The organism is Amycolatopsis nalaikhensis, assembly GCF_030264295.1.
Classification (GTDB): domain Bacteria; phylum Actinomycetota; class Actinomycetes; order Mycobacteriales; family Pseudonocardiaceae; genus Amycolatopsis; species Amycolatopsis nalaikhensis.
On record NZ_CP127173.1, the window covers coordinates 4,482,920 to 4,506,780 of the forward strand.

Here is a 23,861-nt window from a genome sequence, read left to right on the forward strand (position 1 = left end):
CTTCGACCGGTGCCGTTCCCGGCCCGGGGAAAGCCTCGACCTCGCCCGAATCCCAGCAGCACATGTACGTGCTCGACACGTCGGTCCTCTTGTCGGACCCGTGGGCGGTCACCCGCTTCGCCGAGCATGCCGTCGTGCTTCCGCTGGTCGTCATCAGTGAACTGGAGGCGAAGCGCCACCACCCGGGAGCTCGGCTGGTTCGCCAGGGAGTCCCTGCGCATGCTCGACGACCTGCGCCGGCAGTACGGCAGGCTCGACGCGCCGCTCCCCATCGGGGACCACGGCGGCACGCTGCAGGTGGAGCTGAACCACTCGGACCCGTCGGTGCTCCCGTCGGGGTTCCGGACCGACTCCAACGACCACCGCATCCTCGCCTGCGCGCTCAACCTCGCGGCCGAGAACCAGGCGGTCACGCTGGTGACGAAGGACATCCCGCTGCGGGTCAAGGCCGGGGCCGTCGGTCTCGAGGCGGACGAGTACCGCGCGCAGGAGGTGACGCCGTCCGGCTGGACCGGCATGGCGGACGTCGACGTCCAGCAGGAGGTGCTGGACGCGCTGTTCGGCGGCAGCACCGTCGACCCCCTCGAGTGGGGCATGGACGAGCTCGCCGAACTGCCCTGCCACACCGGGCTGCGGCTGCTCGCGGGCAGCTCCAGCGCGCTGGGGCGGATCACGGCGGACAAGCGCATCCGGCTGGTCCGGGGCGACCGCGAGGCGTTCGGCCTGCACGGTCGCAGCGCCGAGCAGCGCGTCGCGCTCGACCTGCTGCTCGACTCCGACGTCGGCATCGTGTCGCTGGGCGGCCGGGCCGGCACCGGCAAGTCGGCGCTGGCGTTGTGCGCCGGGCTCGAGGCGGTGATGGAACGCCGTCAGCACCGCAAGGTCGTGGTGTTCCGGCCGGTCTACGCGGTCGGCGGCCAGGACCTCGGCTACCTGCCCGGGTCCGAGAGCGAGAAGATGCAGCCGTGGGCGCAGGCGGTGTTCGACACCCTCGGCGCGCTGGTCAGCCAGGACGTCCTCGACGAGGTCTTCGACCGCGGCATGCTCGAGGTGCTCCCGCTGACCCACATCCGCGGCCGCTCGCTGCACGACGCGTTCGTGATCGTCGACGAGGCGCAGTCACTGGAACGGAACGTCCTGCTGACGGTGCTCTCGCGGCTCGGCACGGCGTCCCGGGTGGTGCTCACGCACGACGTCGCCCAGCGCGACAACCTGCGCGTCGGCCGCCACGACGGCGTCTCGGCGGTGATCGAGAAGCTGAAGGGCCACCCGCTGTTCGCGCACGTCACGCTGACGCGCTCCGAGCGGTCACCGATCGCGGCCCTGGTCACCGAAATGCTGGAGGACCACGGCTGACGTAGCGGGTCGTGAGCGTTTAGGGCGGTTCTAACCGCCCTAAACACTCACGACCGCGGTCACCAGCCCGAGGGGAGGGGGCGGCCCTCCGCGAAGCCTGCCGCCGACTGGACGCCCAGCAGCGCGCGCTCGTGGAACTCCTCCAGGGTGCGAGCGCCCGCGTAGGTGCACGAAGAGCGGACGCCGGAGCCGATCGAGTCCAGCAGGTCCTCGACGCCGGGGCGCTGCGGGTCGAGGGACATCCGCGACGACGAGATGCCCTCCTCGAACAGCGCCTTCCGCGCGCGGTCGAAGACGTTGTCCGTGCGCGTCCGCGCGCCCACGGCGCGCTTCGACGCCATCCCGAACGACTCCTTGTACGGCCGTCCCTGCTCGTCGAACCGCAGGTCGCCGGGGGATTCGTAGGTGCCGGCGAACCACGAGCCGACCATCGCCGCCGACGCGCCGGCGGCCAGCGCGAGCGCGACGTCGCGCGGATGGCGGACGCCGCCGTCGGCCCAGACGTGCTTGCCCAGCTCGCGCGCGGCGGCCGCGCAGTCGGCGACCGCGGAGAACTGCGGGCGGCCCACGCCGGTCATCATCCGGGTCGTGCACATCGCGCCCGGCCCCACGCCGACCTTGACGACGTCGGCGCCGGCCTGGATCAGGTCGCGCGTGCCCTCGGCGGTGACCACGTTCCCGGCGACCACCGGGACCTTCGGAGACACCGACCGGACAGCCTTCAGCGCCGCGATCATCTTCTCCTGGTGGCCGTGCGCGGTGTCGACGACCAGCACGTCGACGCCCGCGTCGAGCACGGCTTCGGCCTTCGAAGCGACGTCGCCGTTGACCCCGACCGCGGCCGCGACGCGCAGCTTGCCCGCGTCGTCGACCGCCGGCGTGTAGATCTCCGCGCGCAACGCGCCGACAGCGGTCAGCACGCCCGCGAGGCGGCCTTCGGCGTCGAGGCCGAGCGCGAGCTGGGCGCCGTGGCTGTGGAGCTGCTCGAACACCTCGCGCGGCGGCGTCGTGAGCGGGACCGCGACGGCCGCGGGCTGCGCGACGTCGGCGAGGCGCGCGAAGCGGTCGACACCCGCGCAGGCCGCTTCGTCGACGATGCCGACCGGGCGGCCTTCGCCGTCCACGACGACGACCGCGCCGTGGGCGCGCTTGTGGACAAGGTTGAGGGCGTCGGCGACCGCGTCGCCGCCGGTCAGCACCAGCGGGGTGTCCCACACCGTGTGGCGGCTCTTCACCCAGCCGACGATCTCGGCGACGGCGGAGCTGTCCACGTCCTGGGGCAACACCACCAGGCCCCCGCGCCGGGCGACGGTCTCGGCCATCCGGCGGCCGGCGACCGCGGTCATGTTCGCGACCACGATCGGGATCGTCGCGCCGGTGCCGTCCGCGGTGGACAGGTCGACGTCGAAGCGGGACTCCACGTCCGAACGGTTCGGCAGCAGGAACACGTCGTCGTAGGTCAGGTCGTGAGCGGGCCGGTGGCCGTCGAGGAAACGCACGAGTCCCCAGACTACGGGGCAGTCCGGGAGACGGCGAACGCGGCCGGGCCCGTGGGAGGATCGGGGGCATGAGCCGCCGCGACCGGGACGCCGAGGGACGGGCACGCAACGCACGGCCGCGCGACGGCCTCGGCCGCCCGCTGCCGTACGGCGCCGACGGCGTCGAGCGCCAGCCGGAGGGCATCGAGCGGACGCCGTCGCAAACGCTTGCGGAGGCGCAGCGGCTGCTCGACGACGGCAAGCCGTTCCACGCGCACGAGGTCTTCGAGGACGCGTGGAAGTCGACCGACGGCTCCGACCGCGAGCTCTGGCGCGGCCTCGCGCAGCTCGCGGTCGGCCTGACGCACGCGGCGCGCGGCAACGTCGTGGGCGCGGTGTCGCTGCTGGAGCGGGGCTCGGCGAACATCGAGCCGTTCCGGGGTGATCCGCCCCACGGCATCGACGTCGCCGGGCTGCAGGAGTGGGCGCGGAGCCTGGCCGAAGAGGCGAAGCGGCGGGTGCGGGTGACCCCGGCCCCGCCGCGGCTGACCGGCTAGGGCTGCTCCCAGCCGCTCGACGCCGCCTTCTCCGCGCCGAGCGTCGTGCCGTCGCCGTGGCCGGTGTGCACCTTGGTCGTGTCCGGCAGCGTGAACAGCTTCTCGCGGATCGACTTCACGATGGTCGGGTAGTCCGAATAGGACCGTCCGGTGGCGCCGGGCCCGCCGTTGAACAGGGTGTCGCCGGTGAACAGCACACCCAGCTCCGCCGCGTACAGGCAGACCGCGCCCGGCGCGTGACCCGGCGTGTGGATGACGCGGAAGCTCGGTGCCGGCGACGGTGAGGACCTGCCCGTCGGCCAGCTCGCCGTCCGGGGCGCGGCCGGGGTGCGTCAGGTCCCAGACGACCCGGTCGTCCGGGTGCAGCAGGATCGGGGCGCCGGTCGCGTCGGCGAGCTCCGGGGCGGCGTTGACGTGGTCGTTGTGCGCGTGGGTGCAGATGATGGCCAGCAGCTTCCGCTCGCCGACGACGTTTTCGATCGCCTTCGCGTCGTGCGCCGCGTCGATGACGACCACCTCCGAATCGTCACCCACGATCCACACGTTGTTGTCGACGTCCCAGCTGCCCCCGTCGAGCTGGAACACACCGGAGGTCACCAGGTTCTGCACGATCGCCGTCATGCGCCCGACCCTAATGCTCCGCGGGCGGGTCGACGACATACCGACGGTATGCTACTTTCGGGTAATCTTACTGTCGGTAAGTTCGAGGAGTGCCGCGATGACCGCGACCCGGGAGCTCCTGGCGGAGCCGCTCAAGCTGCGCTGCGGCGCCGTCCTGCCGAACCGCCTGGTCAAGTCGGCGCTGAGCGAACAACTCGGCGACCGGCGCAACGCGCCGACGCGGAAGCTGTACGAGCTGTACCGCACCTGGGCCCGCGGCGGCGCCGGTGCGTTGATCACCGGGAACGTCATGGTCGACCCGGCCGCGCTCGGCGAGCCGCGCAACGTCGCGGCGACCCCGGACGCCGACGTCTACCGGCCGTGGGCGAGCGCGGTCGACGGCACGGACACGCGGCTGTGGGTCCAGCTGAACCACCCGGGACGGCAGAGCCCGCGGTACCTGTCGCGCGAACCCGTCGCGCCGTCCGCGGTGCCCTTCGGCGATCGAGGCGTGCGCACCGCCTTCGCCGCTCCGCGCGCCCTGACGAGCGAAGAGATCGAAGCCATCATCGAACGCTTCGGCGTCGCGGCGCGCACGTTCGTCGAAGCGGGCTTCGCGGGCGTGCAGATCCACGGCGCGCACGGCTACCTCGTCTCCCAGTTCCTGTCCCCGCTGACGAACCTGCGGACCGACGCCTGGGGTGGCGACGCCGTCCGCCGCCGCCGGTTCCTGCTCGAAGTGGTGCGGCGCGTGCGCGCGGCCGTCGGCGACGGCGTCCCGGTGTCGGTCAAGCTCAACAGCGCGGACTTCCAGCGCGGCGGCTTCACCGAAGAGGAGTCGCTGCAGGTCGTCCACGCCCTCGGTGAAGTGGGCATCGACCTGCTGGAGGTTTCCGGCGGCACGTACGAGAAAGCCGCGATGATGGGCTCCGGCCGCGCGAGCACCGTCGCGCGCGAAGCGTACTTTCTGGACTACGCCGCGAAGGCGCGCGAAGTGTCCGACGTCGCCTTGATGGTCACGGGCGGCTTCGCGACGCCCGACGGCATGACGGACGCGTTGCGCTCCGGCGCGCTGGACGTCATCGGGCTCGGCCGGCCGCTCGTCGTCGACCCGGGTCTGCCGGCGCGACTGCTCGGCGGCGAGGACGTCGAAGCCGAACGGCGGTGCCCGAAGACCGGCATCCGGCTGGCCGACAGCCTTCTCGAGATTCAGTGGCACACCCGCCAGATGCACCGGATCGCCGCCGGGAAGCCGGTCGACCGCCGCGGCGCGCTGCCGACGCTGGTGCAGGCCGGGCTGACCGACGGGCTCAACGCGTTCCGACGCGTCCGCGGCTAGGCGGGCTCGAGCCTGCTGACGCGGCGGTCGTAGAGGAACGCGCCCGCGGCGAGCGCGGTGAAGAACAGCCCGATGAAGACGCAGTTCACGGCCACCTGGCCGTAGCCGAGCGCGCCCGCGTCGACGAACGGGTACGGGTAGAAGCCGGTGAGCGCGCCGCGCGGCAGCGTGAAGGTCAGCCAGAGCAGCGGGTACAGCAGCGACCACCACACCGCGCGCCAGGTCAGCGTGCCGCGCGGGCCCGCGAGGAGCCAGCCGAGCACGAACACCAGCGGCGTCACCTTGTGCAGCACGGTGTCGGCGAACAGCGGCAGCCCGTGCAGGTCGACCAGCCCGGCGAGCGCGACCTGGTAGACGATGCCGGTCACGATGATGCCGACCAGCGCGTCGAGCCACAGCACGGTGAACAGCCGCCCGCGCGCGACGCCCAGCGCGACCACCGCCGACGTCGCGGCGACCAGCAGGTTCGAGTCGATCGTGAAGAAGCAGAACAGGTTCGCGACCCGGCCCGCCACCGTCGTGAACCGGCCGGTGGTGTCGCCCGCGGTCGCGACCACCTGGGCGACCAGGCCGGTCAGCGCGACCAGCGCGGTGATCGCGAACCAGGCGCGGGTGAGCTTCTCGCTGCGCATCGCCGCAGAATACCCGCGGGTAGTTCCACTGTGGACCACTCGATCGGGGCGCGCCCGTCACCCGGTGCGGGTCCTATCCTCGGCGGCGATGGACGGCGAACGCAGTCCGGGGCGGCGCGGGCGGGTCGCGCTCGGCCCCGCGGAGGACACCGGGCCGGTCGGCGCGTTCGCGCGGCGGCTGTGGGAGCTCAAACGCGCGGCGGGCGACCCGTCCTACGACCGGATGCGCGACGAACTCGGCGCGCTGGCGTCCAAGTCCGCGCTGTCGGCGGCCGCGCGGGGCCGGCACCTGCCCAGCTGGGAGACCGCCTGGGAGTTCGCGCGGGTTCTCGCGGTCGGGGTGCTGGGCCAGGACGAGACGTCCGCGCGGCTGGAGTGGCGGAGCCACTGGGAAAAGGCCCGCGAACCGGAAGCGCCCGAGCCGTCGCCGCGACGCCGGTGGGCGGCCTACGGGCTGGCCGCGACCGTCGCCGTCGTGCTGGTGGTGGCGCTCGCGCTCGTGTTCGGCGGCGCGTTCCGCACCGAGGTGCCCGCGGGCACGGGCGACGTCTCCGAGTTCGTCGCCGACGTCACGGTCCCCGACGGCACCCCGGTGCCCGGGGGCAGCACGTTCGTCAAGACGTGGGAGCTGCGCAACGCCGGATCGGTCGGATGGATCGGCCGGTACCTCAAGCGCTCGGGCTCGTTCGGCGGGCCCGACGAATGCGTGACGCCGGACCGCGTGCCGATCCCGTACACGGCGCCGGGCGAGCACGTGCGGATCTCCGTCGAGGTGCGGGCGCCGTCGTCGCCCGGGCACTGCCAGGTCTACTGGAAGATGGCCGACTCCGAAGGGCACCTGCTGCTGCCCGACGCCCGCGCGGTGTTCTTCTCGGTGCGGATCGTGCCCTGAATTTGGCTTTCCCGGCCCGGTGGCCATTGCGCTGACCTGCGCGGACGATCTTCGTTTGGCTTGCGCGCGGCGACGGCCGGTGCACGTCTTCCCCGGCGCCGCGGGCGGTCCCTAACGTCGGCGGTGCCCGGAATCGCCGGGCGAATCCACTGCACATCATCGGGGTGGGGAAAGGAAATCCATGCGTCCGAATCTGAGGGTCGCGGCCGTCATCGGGACCGCGCTCGCCGCGGGACTGCTGCCGGTGGGCACGGCCTCGGCGGCGGCTCCGGCGGCGGGGACCGTCGCGAGTGATCCGATCACCACGTGCGAATCGGGGTACCACGGCTGGATGCGCCGGGCCGGCAAGGACGCCATCTGCCTGTGGCCGGGCGAGCGCACCTGGGACATCCGCGTCTTCGAGTGCGCGGGCGACCTGACGCTCTACTTCAAGAACGGCAAGCACGCCTACTGCGGCGGCTCGATGAAGTACGGCATCGACATCGCCGAAACCTCCAACGTGGTCAAGACGAAGGTGGGGAACCGCTGATGCGCAAGCTGACCGTGCCGGTGGCGGCGCTGGCCGCGACGCTGGTGGTGGCGCCCTCGGCGTCGGCCGCCGCGACGAAGGTCTGCAGCGGCGGGCCGCTGATGGGCGGGTCCACGAAGGTCGTCGAGGTGAGTGCCGGCCAGAAGATCGACATCACCGTGCACAACCACGACTACCGCGGGATGCTCGTCCAGATCATCGAGGACGTCTTCGACAAGGGCCTGTGGAGCGGCGCGATCGCCCCTGGCAAGGAGCACACGGTGTCGCACGGCGTGCTCGGCGACCCGCCCGTCTACCACAAGATCCGCTTCGAGGTGACGTCCAACTTGTCCAACAACTACACGTACGCGATCAAGTCGGACCGCTGTTACTGAGCCCGGAGGCGCCCCGGTGCGGTCACCGGGGCGCTCGGTCGTCAAGCCGCGGTGAGGGCGTCCCGGAGGGCGGTGAAGGCTTCGTACTCGGCCTTCTGCTCGACCGGCAGCTGGTAGGTGGCGGCCAGGATCTTCGCCACGGACGGGATGATCGTGAGCCGGAAGGTCTGCCCGTCGGTCGTCTTGATGACGAACCGGCCCTGCAGGTCGCGCTTCTTCACCGACGCGCGGTTCGCGTCGGTGATCGTCAGCGGGGTGCCCGCGACGACGGTGCCGTTCTTCTCCTCGATCGGGACGAGGACGAAGTCCGTCTGCCCCGGCCGGAAACCCAGCGCGAAGTTGCTGACGGTGGTGGTCCGGAAGATCAGGAAGTTCTTCTGTCTGATCTCCACGGCGTACACCTTCGTGTAACCGGCACCGTCCGCGACGGCCCCGTCGAAAGCGGCGTGGATCGCCGCCTTCATCTGTTCCTTGCTGACCACTTGCGCTCCTCGATGACCGCCCGGAAGCGGGCGGGACTGGGGGTGAGGAGCGCACTCTAGGGAGCCCGGGGGTACCGGCGCGGCGGCAAAATTCTCGCCACCGCAAGGAATGCCGCGGTCGAATTCGTCGAACGCGTGCCCGGAAGTGGCGCGCAAGGGGGGGGATGTCGGCTTCAGTCCTTTGTGGTCAGCTCCCTTCCGGCCGGTCGCCGTGCAGGAGACCGCGGACGGTGTCGATCGTGTCCGCGTCCGCCGGGTCCTTGTCGGGGCGGTAGCGGACCACCCGCGCGAACCGCAGCGCCAGCCCGCCCGGGTAGCGCGTGCTCACCTGGGCGCTGTCCAGCTCGATCTCCACCACGACTTCGGGGCGCACGTACACGGTCCAGTCGTCGCGGTGGGTCTCGATCTCCTGGAACTTCTCCGTCTGCCAGGCCAGCAGCTCGTCGGTCATGCCCTTGAACGTCTTGCCCACCATGATCGGCGGGCCGCCGTCCGGGTCGCGGGCGCCGAGGTGCAGGTTCGACAGCCGGCCGGTGCGCCTGCCGTGGCCCCACTCCGCCGCGAGCACCACCAGGTCGATCGTGTGCACCGGCTTGACCTTCAGCCACGCCCGCCCGCGCCGCCCGGCCGCGTACGGCGACGCCAGGTCCTTGACCATCACCCCTTCGTGCCCGGCCTCCATCGCCGCCTCCAGGACCGCCGAAGCCCGCGCCGTGCCGATCTCGCCGGGGATCACGTGCGCCCCGGCGACCTTGCGCAGCGCCGCGTTGCGCTCGGACAGCGGCGCGTCCAGCAGGTCGACTCCGTCGAGGTGCAGGCAGTCGAAGAAGTACGGCCGCAGCAGCAGCGCCTTCACCTGCTCCTCGCGCGTGCTGCCGAACCGGCTCATCGTGTCCTGGAACGGCCGCGGCCGCCCGGCGTCGGTCAGCGCCAGCGTCTCGCCGTCCAGCACCACCGACTCGCACGGCAGCGCCCGCACGAGCTCCACCAGCTCCTGCACGCTCCCGGTGATCTCGCGCAGCGTGCGCGTCCAGACGTGCACCTCGTCGCCTTGGCGGTGGACCTGGATCCGCGCACCGTCCATCTTGTACTCGACGATCGCCTCGGCGTGCTCGGCGACGGCTTCGTCCAGCGACTCCGCCGGCGACGCCAGCATCGGCTTGATCGGCGTGCCCAGGGTGAGCCGGAACTCCGCCAGCGCCGCCTGCCCGCCGGTCATCGCCGCGACCCCGGTGACGCCGAGCTTGCCGGACAGCATGAACGCCCGCCGCACGTCCTCGGCGGGCACGTCGGCCGCCGCCGCGACCGCGTCGACCATCACGCCTTCCAGCGCGCCCTGCCGCAGCTCGCCGGTGACCAGCCGGAACAGGAACTGCTGCTCGTCTTTCGTGAGCCGCTCGAACAACGCCCGCAGCACCTCTTGCCGCCGCGTCGACGAGCCCGTGCCGGCCGCGACGCCGGCCGCCGCGGTGAGCGCCGCGTCGACCTCGGCCACCGTGGCGACGGGTTCCGGAGCCGCACCGGCGCCCAGCCCGGCGAGGGTGCGCCAGCCCGCACCCAGCCGGTCCTGCGCCGTCTGCCCGGTCAGGTAGGCGATCACCACCGGCAGCTCGCCGACCTCGGCGGCGCGCAGCACCGCGGCCAGGAGGGCGATCTTCGCCTTCCTGGACCTCGTCGCCGCCAGCTCGGCGGACGCCCGGACCAACTCGCTCAGCAACACCCGGACATCATGACCCGCACCACCGACAATTTCAGGGTGGTCAGATGTCCGGCCTGGTGCAGACGGGGTCGAGCAGGCCGTCCCTGGTCACGCACGGCGTGTACCCGGCGTCCTGCAGCTCGGCCCGCGCGGTCGGGCTCGCCAGGTAGTCGAGGAAGCGCTTCAGCACGCTCGCGCCGTCCGGCACGCCCTTCGTGTAGAGGTACTCGACGGTCCAGAACCGGTAGCCGGCGGCGATCGACGTGACGTCGGGGTAGCGGCCGTCGAGCTGCACGACCGCCACCTGCCGGTCCCGAGCGGCCGCGGTTTTGGCCGCCGGGACGTCGGCGTACCCGATCGCGCCCGGGACGGCGGCGACCTCGGTGAGCACCTCGGCGGTGGTGCCGCGCTCGCAGCGGGTGGTCGCCGCGGCCGGGTCGCGCTCGGGCTCGCGGCACGAGTCCGACGTCAGCCGGTCCTCGGCGCCGCCGAGCACCTTCTGCTCGAACGTCTTGCGCGTCCCCGACTCCTGGCCGCGGCCGACGATCCCGATCGGCACGGACGGGCCCGGCCGCAGCTGGTCCCAGTCCCGCACGCGGCCGCTGAAGATGTCCTTGACCTGCTGGGTCGTCAGCTTGTCGACCCCGGCCGCCCGGTTGACGACGAGGCTGTACACGACCACCGCGACGGCCTTCGCCTCGAGATCGGGCCCGGCCTCGCCGGACCGGCCGTCCGAGAGCACCGCCAGCTCGTCCTTGCCCGCCGCGCCGACCGGGGCGAGCGCGCGGACGCCGGTGACGCTGCCGGTCGCGCGGGTCGTGATGGCGGCGCCGTCGCACTGGCCGTGGTACTCGGCGGCGATGCGGTCGATGATCGGGACGAACGCGCTCGAGCCCTCGACCGACAGCTTCCCGGTGGCGCACTGCGCGGTGGCGGCGGGGCGTGACCAGGAAACGATGAGCGTGGCCAGCAGGGCCCCGGTCAGCAGCACCCCGACCGCCGTCGTGAGCACCGGCCAGCCGAACCGGCGCTGCTTGCGGTCGTCCTTGATGCGGCCGGCGGCGAGCCGCGCGTGGTGGTCGATCTCCTTGCTGATCTCGCCGTCGCCGCCGGACTCGCGCAGCACGACGACCAGCTTGAACTTTTCCTTGCGCTTCAAGGAAAGCCGCGCCAGCCGGACGCCGTGCCACTCCGGAGCCTCGGGCGCGGGCACCCCGGCGAGCCGCTTCGGCAGCAACGCGCGCACGCGGGACAGCTTCGCGCTCTCGACCGGCTGGCTTTCGCGAGTGAAGAACTCGAGGCCCTCGCGGACGTGCTGGCGCAGGCCGTCGTCGGTGGCGTCGGAAACCCGCGCGTCCCAGACGATCCGGCTGCCGAAGGTGAACGACAGCGGGATCTCGAAGTCCTCCGGCGCGATGTCGAACCCGCCGGTGTTGTGGATCCGGATCACCACGACGCTCATCCGGCTCAGCAGCCGCGCGGTCCGCTCCAGCTGCGGGTCGGCCTGCGCGGAGCCGTTCTCGCCGTCGTGCAGGTCGATCGGGGACAGCCCGATCTTGGAGTTGTAGAGCACCCGGAACGTCAGGCGGCGGCGCCGGATGAAGTAGCGGTCCACGAACGGCGCGGCCATCGCGACCAGCGCGGCGAGGCCGAGGACGAGGCTGCCCGAGTCCGAGCTGAGGATCTCGGCGAGTGACTGCATCGTCGCGCCGACGCCCACCGTGCCGCTCCTCTGCCCCCGGTTCCCCAGGTCAAGCAGCCTAAGCAGGCCTCACGCCGTGTGGGGCCGCGCCGACCGAGTGTTCACCGGCCGTTCATCGGCGGCGATCCAGCTGGCCAGCAGGCCCAGCGCGCGTTCGCTTTCCGACCCCGGTTCGGCGTGGTAGACGACGATGCCCTGATCCGGGTCGTCGGGCAGGCGCAGCGTCTCGTAGCGCAGCCGCAGCTCGCCGACGACGGGGTTGCGCAGCACCTTCCACCCCTGCGCCTTCTCCCGCACGGCGTGCTCGGCCCACAGCTTCCGGAACCGTTCGCTGGCCAGCGAAAGCTCGTCGATCAACCGCGCGAACTCCGGGTCGCCGGGGTGCCGTCCGCTTTCGGCGCGCAGGTTCGCGACGAGCTCGCGGCACACGGCGTCGTACTCCGGGTGCAGTTCCTTCGCGCGTTCGTCGGTGAAGACGAGCTTCGGCATGTTGCGCTCTTCGAGGTCGGCGAAGGCGAAGGCGATCGCGCCGCCGAGGGCGTTCCAGGCCAGCACGTCCATGTACCGCCCGAACACGAAGGCGGGTGCCTGGATCGCGTCGAGCAGCTGCTGCAGCTCGGGCCGGACCCGCTGCGGCGCGCGCTCGTCCCGGCGCTTCGGCGCGGCGAGGTTGCGCAGGTAGGCCTCCTCGCCGGGATTGAGTCGCAAGGCACGGGCCAGCGCGTCGAGGATCGCGTCCGAGACGTTCTTCGCGCGGCCCTGCTCGAGCCGCGTGTAGTAGTCGACGCTGATCCCCGACAGCTGCGCGAGTTCCTCGCGGCGCAGGCCCTGGACCCGCCGGTGTGTGATCCCGGGCGGCAGGCCCAGGTCGGCGGGGTCCAGTGCGGCGCGGCGTGCCTTCAGGAAGGCGCCCAGCTCGGCTGCGTCACTCATGCCCCCAGTATCCCGGGCTCACTTGCCGCCGCGGGCCATGCGGAGGACGTCGAGCGCTTCGTCGAGCTGGGCTTCGGTGAGCTTGCCGTCCTTGACGTGGCCGCGCTCGATGACGACCTCGCGGATCGTCTTCAGCTCCTTCAGCGCCTGCTTCGCGACGGCCGCGGCCTCTTCGTAGCCGATGTACTTGTTCAACGGCGTCACGATCGACGGCGAACCCTCGGCGTAGGTGCGGGTGCGCTCGGCGTTCACGGTGATGCCCGCGAACACCTTGTCCGCCAGCAGCCGCGACACGGCCGCGAGCAGGCGCGCCGACTCGAGGACGTTCCGCGCGATCACCGGCAGGTTGACGTTGAGCTGGAAGTTGCCGGCGGCACCGGCGAACGCGACCGCCGCGTCGTTGCCGATCACCTGCGCGACCACCTGCAGCGTCGCCTCCGGGATCACCGGGTTCACCTTGCCCGGCATGATCGACGAGCCCGGCTGCAGGTCCGGCAGCGCCAGCTCGGCCAGCCCGGTGCGCGGGCCGGAGCCCAGCCACCGCAGGTCGTTCGCGATCTTGTTGAGCGACACGGCGATCGTGCGCAGGTGCCCGGACGTCTCGACGACGCTGTCCTGCGTCGCCTGCGCCTCGAAGTGGTCGCGGGCCTCGGTCAGCGGGAGCCCGGTCACGGTGGCCAGCTCGGTCGCGACGGCCTCGCCGAAGCCGTCCGGCGCGTTGAGGCCCGACCCGACGGCGGTGCCGCCGATCGGCAGCTCGCCCAGCCGCGGCAGGCCCGACTTCAGCCGTTCGATGCCGAACCGGATCTGCGACGCCCACGCGCCCGCCTCCTGGCCGAGCGTGATCGGCACCGCGTCCATCAGGTGCGTGCGGCCGGACTTCACGACGTCGGCCCACTCCGCGGCGCGCACCTCGATGGCGCCCGCGAGGTACTCGAGCGCGGGGATGACGTCCTTGGTGACGGCTTCGGTCGCGGCGACGTGGATCGTCGTCGGGAAGGTGTCGTTCGACGACTGCGACGCGTTGACGTGGTCGTTCGGGTGCACGTCCTTGCCGAGGGCCCTGCTCGCGAGGGTCGCGATGACCTCGTTGGCGTTCATGTTCGACGACGTTCCCGAGCCGGTCTGGAACACGTCGATCGGGAAGTGCGCGTCGTGGGCGCCTTCGGCGACCTCGTCGGCGGCTTTGGCGATGGCCTCCGCGACGTCGGCGTCGAGCACGCCGAGCTTGAGGTTGACGCGCGCGGCGGCGGCCTTGAGCAGGCCGAGCGCGCGGATCTGGGCGCGCTCCAGGCCCCGGCCGGAGATCGGGAAGTTCTCGACGGCCCGCTGGGTCTGCGCGCGGTAGAGCGCGTCGGCCGGCACGCGGACCTCGCCCATCGTGTCGTGTTCGATCCGGTATTCCTGGTCAGCCATGACACCGATTCTGGACCTGTTCGCGAGTCACCGCGTGGTGGCGTTGCGCACCCTGCGCCGTTCACCGGCGACCGCGGTCACGGCCACCGAGCCGACGAGGCCGCCCACGCCGAGCCCGGCGAAGACCAGCGGCACCGCCGGGTCCTGCTTTCCCGCCAGCTGGGTGGCCACGAGCCCGCCGGGATCTTCGACGATCCGCACCCGGCTGCCGACCACCAGCCGCGTGCCGGTGCCCGGGTCGAGCGAATCCGGGCTCCCGTCCGGTTTCCGCACGTCGTAGGTGTAGGCGAACCCGCCTCTCAGCCTGACCGCGGACTCCGCGGTCACCAGCACCTCGACCGGCTTTCCCCGGGATCGCAGGATCTCGTCGCCGACCGCCGTCCAGCCGCCGAGCACCGCGGCGAGCACCGGCAGCAGCCCCAGCAGTGCGAGCAGGAGACCCGTCCGGGCCAGCCGGCGGCCGACCACGACGAGAGCCGCGAAGGCGATGAGAACGAACGGGAGAAACCCCACCGGTTCGGCCGACGGCAGCGCGAGCCGGACGGCCAGCGCGAACCAGCCGAGGAGCAGCACGACCGCCGCGGCCGCGCTCAGCACCGTCCGCCGCACGCCCCACGGCGGGCGCCGGTCGTCGGGGCGCCGGTGTCGCACCACGTCGAGTGAACTCCGATCCGGCTAGGATCGGCTGTGTTCTCGATCACCGCCATCCACCACTGGCTGGAGCGAGCATGACTGACGTTGCTGGGGACTCCTACGACCTCGTCATCATCGGCGCGGGCCCGACCGGCCTGTTCGCCGCCTACTACGCCGGGTTCCGCGGGCTGTCGATGGCGGTGGTCGACTCGCTGCCCGAGCCCGGCGGCCAGGTCACCGCGATGTACCCGGAGAAGATGATCTACGACGTCGGCGGGTTCGCCGAGGTCCGCGGCCGCGATCTGGTCGACGGCCTGGTGAAGCAGGCCGCGCCGTGGAAGCCGAAGTACCTCTTGGGGCGCAAGGCCGAAAAGCTCGAGAGCGTCGGCGAAGGCGTCGAGCTGACCCTCGACGGCGGTGACACCTTGCGCGCGGGCGCCGTGCTGATCACCGCCGGCATCGGCGAGTTCACCCCGCGTCCGCTGCCCGCCGGCGACGGCTGGCTCGGCCGCGGCATGGTCCACTTCGTCCCGTCGCTGCAGGCGCACGCGGGCCAGCACGTCGTGGTCGTCGGCGGCGGCGACTCGGCGTTCGACTGGATCCTCGCCCTGCACCCGGTCGCGGCGAGCGTGACGCTCGTGCACCGCCGGGCGAAGTTCCGCGCCGCCGAGTCGATCGTGCGGCAGGCGCGCGAACTCGGCGTCCGGATCATCACCGACGCCGAGGTCACCCGGTTCGTCGAGGCCGCCGACGGTTCGCTCGAAGCCGTCGACGTCGCGATCAAGGGCGCCGGAGACGAGCGGCTCCCGGCCAACGCCGTCGTCGCGGCGCTCGGCTTCACCGCCGACCTCGGCCCGATCGAGAGCTGGGGCCTGGAGATCGACCACCGCGCGATCGCCGTGGACTCGACGATGGCGACCGCTCGCGAGCGCGTCTACGCGGCGGGCGACGTGGCCGCGTACCCGGGGAAGGTGAAGCTGATCGCGACCGGTTTCGGCGAGGCCGCGACGGCCGTCAACAACATCGCCGTCGCGCTCGACCCGGAGGCTCACCTGTTCCCGGGCCACTCCAGCAACGCCGAGTAGCTCAGGCCTTCGTCTTCTCCGCGATCCACGGCGCGTACGCGACGACGGACGTGTAGATCGACGGCGCCGTCGCGCATTCCGGGTCGTTGTTGCCCGGACGGCTGGTGACGCCGGCGAGCAGCCAGTGGTCGCCGTCGCGGACGATCTCCGGCCCGCCGGAGTCACCGAAGCACGCCCCGGACTTGCCGCCGGGGTTGTCCGTGCACAACTCGGCCGTGCCGTCGAACACCGACGTGCACTTCGCGCCCTCGACGATGTGCGTGTCGAGCTGCTGCAGCGTCGTGGGGATCTGGCCGCAGTTGAGCTTCGGGCACGTCTGGCCCCAGCCGAGGATCCGGGTCGCCGTGCCCGGCGACGCGGCCGTGGCCAACGCGATCGGCGCCGCCTTGACCGGCGTCGCCAGCCGCAGCAACGCGATGTCGCCCGCCGGGCTCTGCGTGTTGAACGCCGGGTTCACGACGATCGCGGCGACCTGGGCGACCTCGCCGCCCTGACCGGAGTCGTTCGTCCCCGCCCGCACGGACACCGCGGGCGGGGTCTTGTCGAACGCGCAGTGCGCGGCCGTGACCACCCAGGTGGGCGCGATCAGCGCGCCGGCGCAGAACAGCTTGCCCGTCGACGAGTGCAGCGACACCGCGAACGGGTACGGCTGGTCCGCGTCACCGCCTCCGACGATCACGGGGGCGGCCGCGGCGGTGCCGGGGACCAGGACGAGGCTGAGGACCAGCAGGGCGAGCAGTCGCCTGGTCACGGAACTCCTTACGGCAGCGGGGGCACGACGTCGTCGTCGGGCGCGTCCAGGTGGCCGTCGAAGTTGACCGAGGAGTACGCCCGCAGCTTGTTCAGCCGGTGGTAGCCGTCGATCATTCTGACGGTCCCGGACTTGGACCGCATCACGATGGACTGCGTCGTCGCCCCGCCCTCGCGGTAGTGGACGCCGCGCAGCAGGTCACCGTCGGTGACGCCGGTGGCGCAGAAGAAGACGTTGTCGCCGCGCACGAGGTCGTCGTTGAGCAGGACGCGGTCGAGGTCGTGGCCGGCGGCGAGGGCCTTCTCGCGCTCGGCGTCGTCCTTCGGCCACAGGCGGCCCTGCAGCTCGCCGCCGAGGCACTTCATCGCGCAGGCCGCGATGATGCCCTCGGGCGTGCCGCCGATGCCGATCAGCATGTCGACGCCGGTGGTCGGGCGGGCCGCGGCGATCGCGCCCGCGACGTCGCCGTCGGAGATGAACCGGATCCGCGCGCCGGCGTCGCGGACCTCCTTGATGATCTGCTCGTGCCGCGGGCGGTCGAGGATGCACACGGTGACGTCGCTGACGCTGCTGTTCTTCGCCTTCGCGACCCGGCGGATGTTCTCCGCGATCGGGGCGCCGAGCTCGACCTTGCCGGCCGCGTCCGGCCCGACGGCCAGCTTCTCCATGTAGAACACCGCGGACGGGTCGAACATCGCGCCGCGCTCGGCGACGGCGAGCACCGCGAGGGCGTTGGGCATGCCCTTGGCCATCAGCGTCGTGCCGTCGACCGGGTCCACCGCGACGTCGCAGTCCGGGCCGTCGCCGTTGCCGACCTCTTCGCCGTTGAACAGCATGGGCGCTTCGTCCTTCTCGCCCTCGCCGATCACCACGACCCCGCGCATCGACACCGTCGAGACGAGCTGGCGCATCGCGTCGACGGCCGCGCCGTCCCCGCCGATCTTGTCGCCCCGGCCGACCCAGCGACCGGCGGCCATCGCGGCGGCTTCGGTCACCCTGACCAGCTCCATCGCGAGGTTGCGGTCGGGTGCTTCACGACGGCGCGGTGCGGTGGACATCAGGCCTCCCGGATCGTGGAACTGGCGGGTCAACAGTCTGTCAGATACCCGCTGTGTTTCCAGATACCGTCGGCATGGCCTACCTCACTGTTCGGAGTCGTCCTCCACCGAGGCCAGGGCCGCTTCGATGCGCTCGCGCGCGCCTTCGAGATGGCGCTCACAGACCTTCGCGAGCTTCTCGCCCTTCTCCCACAACGCGAGCGACTGCTCGAGGGACAAACCGCCGGCTTCGAGCTCGCGGACGACCTCGACGAGGCGGTCACGGGCCTGCTCGTAGCCGAGCTCCTCGCTGGTTGCTTCACTCACGCTCGGTGTTCTCCGACCTTCCGGGCTTGCACGCTGTTCGCGCACACTACCGCGCTCGCCATCGCGTGGTCGTACCCGACGAACGCGAGGGCGAACTCCTGGCCGTCACCGTCCGCGATCGCCTCTTCGAGGTTCTCCTGCGCGCCCGCCACCCGCTTCCGGTGCCCGGCCCCCTCGGCGAACCACCAGCGCGAGCCGACCTGCGTCGACGTCGCCTCGGACAGCCGCCGCAGCTGCGGCCCCAGGGCGCGGCGGGCCGAGCTGTGGCACCCGGCGAGCAGCGCCGTCCAGCACTCCGCGGCCGCCCGGTCCGTGCGCATCGCCTGGTCCAGCAGCGGACGCGCGCCCAAGCGCCGGGCGGCGTCCACGGTGAGCGGCAGGAACGTCGCCTTCACCCCTGCTCTCCTTCCGCCACCGCCTTGATCGCGCCGTCGCCCACGCGCACGCGCAGCTGGGCACCGGCCTCGACTTCGGAGACGGAGCGGAGTACCTGGAGGTTGCCTTCGGAATCGAGGAACTGCACGACCGCGTAGCCGCGGGCCAGCGTCGCGGCCGGGCCGAGCGCGGTCAGCCGGGCCCGCGCGCTCGCGAGCTCGGCCTGGTCCTTGGCGAGCAGCGTCAGCATCGCGCGGCGCGCCCGCTCGCGGTGGACGTCGACGTCGTCCTGGCGCCGCTGCACCGGACCGAGCGGATCGGCCAGGGACGGGCGGCTGCGGAGCTGGGTGAGCAGGCGCGTCTGCGTGTCGACCCAGCCGTGCAGGGCGCGACGGCCGCGGTCGCGCATCTGCCGGACCCGCTCGGTCTCCTCGCGCAGGTCCGGGACGATCCGCTTGCCGGCGTCGGTCGGCGTCGAGCAGCGCAGGTCGGCGACGTGGTCGAGCAGCGGGGTGTCCGGCTCGTGCCCGATCGCGCTGACCACCGGCGTCCCCGCGGCCGACACGGCGCGGCAGAGCGCCTCGTCGGAGAACGGCAGCAGGTCCTCGACGCTGCCGCCGCCGCGGGCGATGACGATGACGTCGATCTCGGGATCGGCGTCGAGGATCCGCAGCGCGCGCATGACCTGCGGCACCGCCTGCGGGCCCTGGACGGCGGTGTTGATGACCTTGAACCGCACGTGCGGCCACCGGGTCTGGGCGTTGACGAGGACGTCCCGCTCGGCCGCCGACGCGCGCCCGGTGACCAGCCCGACGCCCTTCGGCAGGAACGGGATCGGCCGCTTGCGCTGCGGCGAGAACAGGCCTTCGGCGGCCAGCAGCTTGCGCAGCCGCTCGATCCGCGCCAGCAGCTCACCGACGCCGACCGCGCGGATCTGGTCGGCGCGCAGGCTGATCGTGCCGCGCCCGAAGAAGAACGACGGCTTCGCGTGCACGACCACGCTCGCGCCCTCGCGCAGCGGCGGTTCCATCTCGCGGATCAGCCAGTTCGGGCAGGTGACCGACATCGACACGTCCGCCGACGGGTCCCGCAGCGTCAGGAACGCGGTCTGCGTGTTCGGCCGCGAGTTGATCTGCGTGACCTGGCCCTCGACCCAGACGGTGCCGAGCCGGTGGATCCAGTCGCCGATCTTGCGCGCGACGGTCCGGACCGGCCACGGCTTTTCGGCGGTGCTCGCTTCGGTCTCGGTGGTCACTGGCCGTTCTCTTGACCGTCTTCTTCCCCGGCCTGCTCCGCCTTGCGCGCGTTGGCGATCCGGCGGGCCAGCATCCCGGTGAACGACGAGCGGTCGGCGTTGGCGCGCTCGTACTCGAGGATGGTCTCGAGCTGGTCGATCGAGAGCTGCCGCAGCCGGGCCCGCAGCTGCGGCAGGGTGAGCTGGTCGTAGCCGGTCAGCCCGGCCGGGCCCTCGTACCCGCCCGCGCTGGTCCGCGGGGTCTCGGCCTTGGTCTTCTTGTCGATCTTGGGCGTGCCGGGCTGCGGCTTGGTGTCGTCTTCCTGGGCGTCGTTCTCGCCGTCCGCGTGGTCCTCGGCGAGCGCGCGTTCCTCTTCGGCCCACGGGTCGCCCAGTTCCGCTTCGAGTTCGGAGAGTGACCCCGGGTGACCGTTGAGTTCCGTTCGCGGCTCGGGCACGTCGGCGACCGGTGCCAGGTTCGGCCGGGCGGGGCTGACGTCGAGGTCCTCGTCGAAGGTCGCCCAGCTCGGCGTGTCCTCGACCGGGCGCAGGCTCGACAGGGCGTTGTCGCCCTTGATCGCCAGCTCGGTGACGTGCTGCTGGACCCGCATGGAGGCCTGCAGCACCTGGCTGACCACGGTCACCGGGAGCCCGGCGAGCTGCCGGGGGAGTTCGCGAACCCGCTCGGCGGTGGAGACGGCGAGGCCCGCGGCGACCCGGAGGGGGAGCGGGAAAGGCTTCATACGCCTAGCCTGCCGCATCCGCGCCGAACTGCCCAACCGAACGGGTGGACTCGGGCGCGGTGCGTGACCCCCGGCACAGCTCTGAAGAGGGACGAAGCTCACCCGAAAGGGACTTCGAGTTCGTCTCGGGCCTGCCCGTACCCTGGGTGCCATGAGTTCAGCGAGTCCCGGAATCGAGCCCGCGGGTACCCCGACGATCACCGGAACCGCTTCCGGCAAGCGGGTGCTGCTCGCCAAGCCCCGTGGTTACTGCGCGGGCGTCGACCGCGCGGTGATCGCTGTCGAGAAGGCCCTCGAGGTCTACGGCGCGCCGGTGTACGTCCGCAAGGAGATCGTGCACAACCGGCACGTGGTCGAGACGCTGCGCGAGCGCGGCGCGATCTTCGTCGACGAGACGTCCGAGGTGCCCGAAGGCGCGCTGGTGGTGTTCTCCGCGCACGGCGTCTCGCCGATGGTGCACCAGGAGGCCGCCGACCGGAACCTGCGCACGATCGACGCGACCTGCCCCCTGGTGACGAAGGTGCACAAGGAGGTCAACCGGTTCGCGAAGGACGACTACGACATCCTGCTGATCGGCCACGAAGGCCACGAAGAGGTCGAGGGCACGGCCGGCGAGGCGCCGGACAAGGTCCAGCTGGTCGACACGGCCGAGGACGTCGACAAGGTCGAGGTGCGCGACCCCTCGAAGGTGATCTGGCTGTCCCAGACGACGTTGTCGGTCGACGAGACGATGGAGCGCGTCGACCAGCTGCGCGAGCGTTTCCCGGGCCTGGCGGACCCGCCGAGCGACGACATCTGTTACGCGACGACGAACCGCCAGGTCGCGGTCAAGGCGATGGCGGCCGAGTGCGACCTGGTGCTGGTGGTCGGGTCGAAGAACTCGTCCAACTCGAAGCGCCTGGTCGAGGTGGCGCTGAAGGCGGGCGCGCGGGCGTCCTACCTGGTCGACTTCGCGCGCGAGGTGGACGAGGCGTGGCTGTCGGGCGTGACGACGGTCGGCGTGACGTCCGGGGCGTCGGTGCCGGACGTGCTGGTCATGGAGCTGCTGGACTGGCTGGCCGAGCGCGGCTACGGCGACGTCAACGAGGTGACGACGGCCAACGAGAAGATCTCGTTCGCGCCGCCGAAGGAGCTTCGCAAGGTCTGAGTCCTGGATACGAAAAACGGCGGTCGCCCTCGGGTAGGGCGACCGCCGTTTTCGGTGGGTCAGCGTTCTTCTTCGTCCCAGGGACGGCTCCGCCGAGGCGGCGCGTTCCGCGGCCGTCGGGGCGGGGGAGCGTCCCGGCCGTCTTCGGCGGGCGGACGCGGACGTCGCCGCGGAGCTTCACCCCGGCGACGCGGGTCGCCTTCGTCCGGCCGAGGAGCCCGCCGCACGGGAGGCGGCGGCTTCCGGGCGCCCCGTTCGCGCTCGCGCTCGGGCGGCGGGGTGCGCGGCGTGCGACGTTCACCATCGGCGGGAGGCCGCGGCCGCCGGGGCGGCTCGCCCCGCCGAGCCCCTTGCGGGAGCGGAGTCTGCCCGGTGCGGTTCGAGCCGGGAGGCCGGGTCCGCCCGGCGGCGGCCCGCGGCGCCGGTTCGTCGTCGGTCTTCTTGCCCTTCTTGGGGGCGTCCGGGTCGCGTTCGCGGAAGAACCGGACGAAGCCGATGAGCAGGGTGAGGCCGGTGGTGATCGCCATCGTCGGGAAGAGGTTGATCAGCGGCGTGCCGATGTTCAGGGCTTTCGACAGCATGTCGTCGCCCTGGGACCCGGAGGTCAGCAGGATCACGCCGGGCACGGTGACGGCCAGCACGAGCGGCGGCATCACCATGGGGCCGAAGAGGCCGCGCCGCCGCACCGCGCAGACGGCGATGATCGCCCCGGCGATGTAGCAGACGGTGAAGATCACCGGGATGTTGCCCTGGGCGGGCTTCCCCACGAGGGCACCGACAACGGCCAGCCCGAGCCCGACGAGCACAGCGGCCCACCACGGCAGCCCGCGCCTCGAACCGACGACAGGACGCTCGTCCCACGGAACGGGGACGTCGTCGGCATCTGGATCGCTCTGGCGATCGCGAATCGCGGTCACAGGGCAACACCGTATCTCGTGGTTGTGAAGATCTTGCCAGCACCGCCGCCGACGTGGGTGTATCGCCACCCGGCGGCGTGACTCGAGTGGCCTCGCCGGGGGTGGGTGTGGTGTGGTCCAGTCCTTTCGCCTGGCCGTGTGGTGGCGGTGTCCGGTGGCGGGGTATGCGCAGGTCGGAAGCTCGCGGCTCGGCTGCCGCCGGGGCGCCCGGCTTGGGCCTGGACGCAGCCACCGCGACCTTGGCCGTGCTCGTGGCCGCGCGATCGCGGGCTCGCGAGCCTGCGCGCAGTTCCGCGGCCGCCCGCTATCGGCCGGCGGGTCTGCCCGCAGGTCCCGGGAGCTGTCGCGCCAGATCGCGCCGCGTCGGCGGACACGCCCGCGCGCGAGGTCGCGCCGCGTCAGCGGGCCCGCGCGCTGGAGCCCGCCGCGCCGAGTCCCGCGTGGGCCGGTGCCAGCGCACCCGCCACCGGCTCGCGCCGCCACTCCGCGCCTGCGCGCCGGGGTGCCTCGGCGGCCAAGCCGCAGCCCTCCGCAGCCGCGCGCGGATCCGGCACCCGCCACCGGCTCGCGCAGCGTCCGCAACCGCTCGCCGCACCCGCCGGGCCCGGATCACCCCAAGTCAGCTAGCCGCCAGCTCATCCCCCTTCCGCACGGGAGGAACGGGCGCCGGACTCCCCGCGGCATCCGTCAGCGGAGCAACCGTCGACCGGAAGGTCTCCAAGGCCTCCAACTCCCGCCGCCGCGCCGACAAGAACCGCTGAAGATGCGTACTGGAAAGGTTCAAAGCATCAACCGCCCCACCTGCAGCCCGATGAGCCGCAGCAGCCCCGGCGCGCACCTGCTCCACATCCGCCTCGAGCGTCCGGTCACTGGCCGCGAACAAAGCTGCCGAAGCCAGTACCCCGAACCCCGTCGGCCCGCACAAGAACACCCGCCGGTCGATCAACCACCTCAACAGCTCCGGATCGGTGTCCATCGCCGCCACCACGGCCGCGTCCGAGGGCACGAACATGATCGTTCCGTAGATCGCGTCCGCCCAGCGCTGGTACCCCTTGCCCGCCAGCTCGGCCGCCCGCGACCGGATCTGGCGGACGTGCGCGCGCAACGCGTCCAGCCGCTCCTCCGGGTCGTCGGTCTCCACCGCCTCCGACCAGGTCGCCATGCTCGCCTTGGCGTCGACCGGCACCGTGCGGTCGCCGCCCACCCGCAGCACCATGTCCGGCTTCGCCGCGCCGCCGCCCGCCAGGTCCGTCTGCAGCGTGAAGTGGAGGTCCTCGCGCAACCCCAGCGCCCGCGCCGTCTCCACCAGGACCTGCTCGCCCAGCTCGCCGCGCCCGCTGATCGAGGCGAACGCCACCTCGTAGCGGCGCAACGCGAGCTGCTGCTGGTCCGCCTTCGCCCGCTCCGCCGCCACCAGCCGGGCCGCCGCGTCCGCCCGGCGCATCCCGTCCTGGTACAGCCGCCACAGCACCGCGACGGCGACCAGCAGCAGGACCGCGAGCACGATCGCCGCGGTGGTCAGCACTGTCGCCACGTCTTCTCCTCCCTCCGGCCTGGTTCCGACCGCGGGGACATCATGGCGGACCCCACCGACAAAAACCGCACCCGATCCGTCGCTCTGGG

The 23,861-nt window shown here is 72.2% G+C and carries 24 protein-coding genes and 2 pseudogenes; 8 read left to right on the forward strand and 18 right to left on the reverse strand.

What is annotated here, in order from left to right; translation table 11 throughout:
* Positions 1 to 62 precede the first annotated feature (62 nt).
* Positions 63 to 1,356, forward strand: a pseudogene (gene phoH2, locus QP939_RS22185) (RNA 5'-3' helicase PhoH2).
* A 59-nt stretch (positions 1,357 to 1,415) separates the two neighbouring features.
* Here the strand turns inward: phoH2 and guaB1 are convergent.
* Positions 1,416 to 2,855, reverse strand: a complete 1,440-nt coding sequence (gene guaB1 / locus QP939_RS22190) for a GMP reductase (RefSeq protein ID WP_285458736.1) — start codon at positions 2,853 to 2,855, stop codon at positions 1,416 to 1,418.
* Positions 2,856 to 2,923: 68 nt separating this feature from the next.
* On the opposite strand from guaB1, the gene QP939_RS22195 reads away from it, so the two are divergent.
* Positions 2,924 to 3,391, forward strand: coding sequence for a DUF309 domain-containing protein (locus QP939_RS22195; RefSeq protein WP_285458738.1), 468 nt, complete (start codon positions 2,924 to 2,926; stop codon positions 3,389 to 3,391).
* Here the strand turns inward: QP939_RS22195 and QP939_RS22200 are convergent.
* Positions 3,388 to 4,012: pseudogene (locus tag QP939_RS22200) on the reverse strand (MBL fold metallo-hydrolase). The gene QP939_RS22195 and the pseudogene QP939_RS22200 overlap by 4 nt on opposite strands.
* A gap of 97 nt (positions 4,013 to 4,109) precedes the next feature.
* On the opposite strand from QP939_RS22200, the gene QP939_RS22205 reads away from it, so the two are divergent.
* Complete coding sequence (locus QP939_RS22205; RefSeq protein ID WP_285458739.1) at positions 4,110 to 5,330, forward strand: NADH:flavin oxidoreductase/NADH oxidase family protein; 1,221 nt, start codon at positions 4,110 to 4,112, stop codon at positions 5,328 to 5,330.
* Here QP939_RS22205 and QP939_RS22210 read toward each other — a convergent pair.
* Positions 5,327 to 5,962: a Pr6Pr family membrane protein gene (locus tag QP939_RS22210; RefSeq protein WP_285458740.1), complete on the reverse strand. Its 636-nt coding sequence runs from the start codon at positions 5,960 to 5,962 to the stop codon at positions 5,327 to 5,329. The genes QP939_RS22205 and QP939_RS22210 overlap by 4 nt on opposite strands.
* Positions 5,963 to 6,050: 88 nt before the next feature.
* Between QP939_RS22210 and QP939_RS22215 the strand changes: the two genes are divergently transcribed.
* The 3 genes from QP939_RS22215 (at position 6,051) to QP939_RS22225 (ending at position 7,757) form a co-directional block, all read left to right on the forward strand.
* Positions 6,051 to 6,854: an NBR1-Ig-like domain-containing protein gene (locus QP939_RS22215; protein WP_285458741.1), complete on the forward strand. Its 804-nt coding sequence runs from the start codon at positions 6,051 to 6,053 to the stop codon at positions 6,852 to 6,854.
* Between the two features lie 181 nt (positions 6,855 to 7,035).
* Positions 7,036 to 7,383, forward strand: a complete 348-nt coding sequence (locus QP939_RS22220; protein ID WP_285458742.1) for a hypothetical protein — start codon at positions 7,036 to 7,038, stop codon at positions 7,381 to 7,383.
* Positions 7,383 to 7,757, forward strand: a complete 375-nt coding sequence (locus QP939_RS22225; RefSeq protein WP_285458743.1) for a hypothetical protein — start codon at positions 7,383 to 7,385, stop codon at positions 7,755 to 7,757. Before QP939_RS22220 ends, QP939_RS22225 begins: the two co-directional genes overlap by 1 nt.
* A gap of 41 nt (positions 7,758 to 7,798) precedes the next feature.
* Here the strand turns inward: QP939_RS22225 and QP939_RS22230 are convergent, their stop codons facing one another.
* From QP939_RS22230 to QP939_RS22255, 6 genes are all read right to left on the reverse strand, one after another.
* Positions 7,799 to 8,239, reverse strand: a complete 441-nt coding sequence (locus tag QP939_RS22230) for a hypothetical protein (RefSeq protein ID WP_285458744.1) — start codon at positions 8,237 to 8,239, stop codon at positions 7,799 to 7,801.
* Between the two features lie 187 nt (positions 8,240 to 8,426).
* The gene (locus QP939_RS22235) at positions 8,427 to 9,959 is read right to left on the reverse strand and encodes an ATP-dependent DNA ligase (RefSeq protein ID WP_285458745.1); all 1,533 of its coding nucleotides are present in this window, start codon (positions 9,957 to 9,959) and stop codon (positions 8,427 to 8,429) included.
* Between the two features lie 40 nt (positions 9,960 to 9,999).
* Positions 10,000 to 11,658 (reverse strand): PstS family phosphate ABC transporter substrate-binding protein, encoded by a 1,659-nt coding sequence (locus QP939_RS22240; RefSeq protein ID WP_285458746.1) that lies wholly within the window; start codon positions 11,656 to 11,658, stop codon positions 10,000 to 10,002.
* Positions 11,659 to 11,709: 51 nt separating this feature from the next.
* The gene (locus QP939_RS22245) at positions 11,710 to 12,573 is read right to left on the reverse strand and encodes a helix-turn-helix domain-containing protein (protein ID WP_285458747.1); all 864 of its coding nucleotides are present in this window, start codon (positions 12,571 to 12,573) and stop codon (positions 11,710 to 11,712) included.
* Positions 12,574 to 12,591: 18 nt separating this feature from the next.
* Positions 12,592 to 13,989, reverse strand: coding sequence for a class II fumarate hydratase (locus tag QP939_RS22250; RefSeq protein ID WP_285458748.1), 1,398 nt, complete (start codon positions 13,987 to 13,989; stop codon positions 12,592 to 12,594).
* Between the two features lie 27 nt (positions 13,990 to 14,016).
* The gene (locus QP939_RS22255; RefSeq protein WP_285458749.1) at positions 14,017 to 14,640 is read right to left on the reverse strand and encodes a hypothetical protein; all 624 of its coding nucleotides are present in this window, start codon (positions 14,638 to 14,640) and stop codon (positions 14,017 to 14,019) included.
* A 77-nt stretch (positions 14,641 to 14,717) separates the two neighbouring features.
* Here QP939_RS22255 and QP939_RS22260 point away from each other — a divergent pair, with 77 nt between their 5' ends.
* Positions 14,718 to 15,707, forward strand: a complete 990-nt coding sequence (locus tag QP939_RS22260) for an NAD(P)/FAD-dependent oxidoreductase (RefSeq protein WP_285458750.1) — start codon at positions 14,718 to 14,720, stop codon at positions 15,705 to 15,707.
* A gap of 1 nt (position 15,708) precedes the next feature.
* Here QP939_RS22260 and QP939_RS22265 read toward each other — a convergent pair whose 3' ends face one another.
* From QP939_RS22265 to QP939_RS22290, 6 genes are all read right to left on the reverse strand, one after another.
* A complete protein-coding gene (locus QP939_RS22265; RefSeq protein ID WP_285458751.1) occupies positions 15,709 to 16,458 on the reverse strand; it encodes a S1 family peptidase in 750 nt (249 codons plus the stop codon).
* Positions 16,459 to 16,466: 8 nt separating this feature from the next.
* Positions 16,467 to 17,516, reverse strand: a complete 1,050-nt coding sequence (gene glpX, locus QP939_RS22270; protein WP_285458752.1) for a class II fructose-bisphosphatase — start codon at positions 17,514 to 17,516, stop codon at positions 16,467 to 16,469.
* Positions 17,517 to 17,600: 84 nt separating this feature from the next.
* Positions 17,601 to 17,822 (reverse strand): exodeoxyribonuclease VII small subunit, encoded by a 222-nt coding sequence (locus tag QP939_RS22275; RefSeq protein WP_285458753.1) that lies wholly within the window; start codon positions 17,820 to 17,822, stop codon positions 17,601 to 17,603.
* On the reverse strand, positions 17,819 to 18,217 hold the full coding sequence (locus QP939_RS22280; protein WP_285458754.1) for a hypothetical protein: 399 nt from the start codon (positions 18,215 to 18,217) through the stop codon (positions 17,819 to 17,821). The genes QP939_RS22275 and QP939_RS22280 overlap by 4 nt, the downstream gene beginning before the upstream one ends.
* Positions 18,214 to 19,452: an exodeoxyribonuclease VII large subunit gene (xseA, locus tag QP939_RS22285; RefSeq protein ID WP_285458755.1), complete on the reverse strand. Its 1,239-nt coding sequence runs from the start codon at positions 19,450 to 19,452 to the stop codon at positions 18,214 to 18,216. Before xseA ends, QP939_RS22280 begins: the two co-directional genes overlap by 4 nt.
* On the reverse strand, positions 19,449 to 20,174 hold the full coding sequence (locus QP939_RS22290) for a lipid droplet-associated protein (RefSeq protein WP_285458756.1): 726 nt from the start codon (positions 20,172 to 20,174) through the stop codon (positions 19,449 to 19,451). Before QP939_RS22290 ends, xseA begins: the two co-directional genes overlap by 4 nt.
* A 151-nt stretch (positions 20,175 to 20,325) precedes the next feature.
* On the opposite strand from QP939_RS22290, the gene QP939_RS22295 reads away from it, so the two are divergent.
* The gene (locus QP939_RS22295; RefSeq protein ID WP_285458757.1) at positions 20,326 to 21,321 is read left to right on the forward strand and encodes a 4-hydroxy-3-methylbut-2-enyl diphosphate reductase; all 996 of its coding nucleotides are present in this window, start codon (positions 20,326 to 20,328) and stop codon (positions 21,319 to 21,321) included.
* A gap of 59 nt (positions 21,322 to 21,380) precedes the next feature.
* Here QP939_RS22295 and QP939_RS22300 read toward each other — a convergent pair whose 3' ends face one another.
* From QP939_RS22300 to QP939_RS22310, 3 genes are all read right to left on the reverse strand, one after another.
* Positions 21,381 to 22,238: a DUF6542 domain-containing protein gene (locus QP939_RS22300; RefSeq protein WP_285458758.1), complete on the reverse strand. Its 858-nt coding sequence runs from the start codon at positions 22,236 to 22,238 to the stop codon at positions 21,381 to 21,383.
* Between the two features lie 398 nt (positions 22,239 to 22,636).
* Positions 22,637 to 22,792: a hypothetical protein gene (locus tag QP939_RS22305; protein WP_285458759.1), complete on the reverse strand. Its 156-nt coding sequence runs from the start codon at positions 22,790 to 22,792 to the stop codon at positions 22,637 to 22,639.
* A gap of 65 nt (positions 22,793 to 22,857) precedes the next feature.
* On the reverse strand, positions 22,858 to 23,772 hold the full coding sequence (locus QP939_RS22310; RefSeq protein ID WP_285458760.1) for a DNA recombination protein RmuC: 915 nt from the start codon (positions 23,770 to 23,772) through the stop codon (positions 22,858 to 22,860).
* Positions 23,773 to 23,861: the final 89 nt, after the last annotated feature.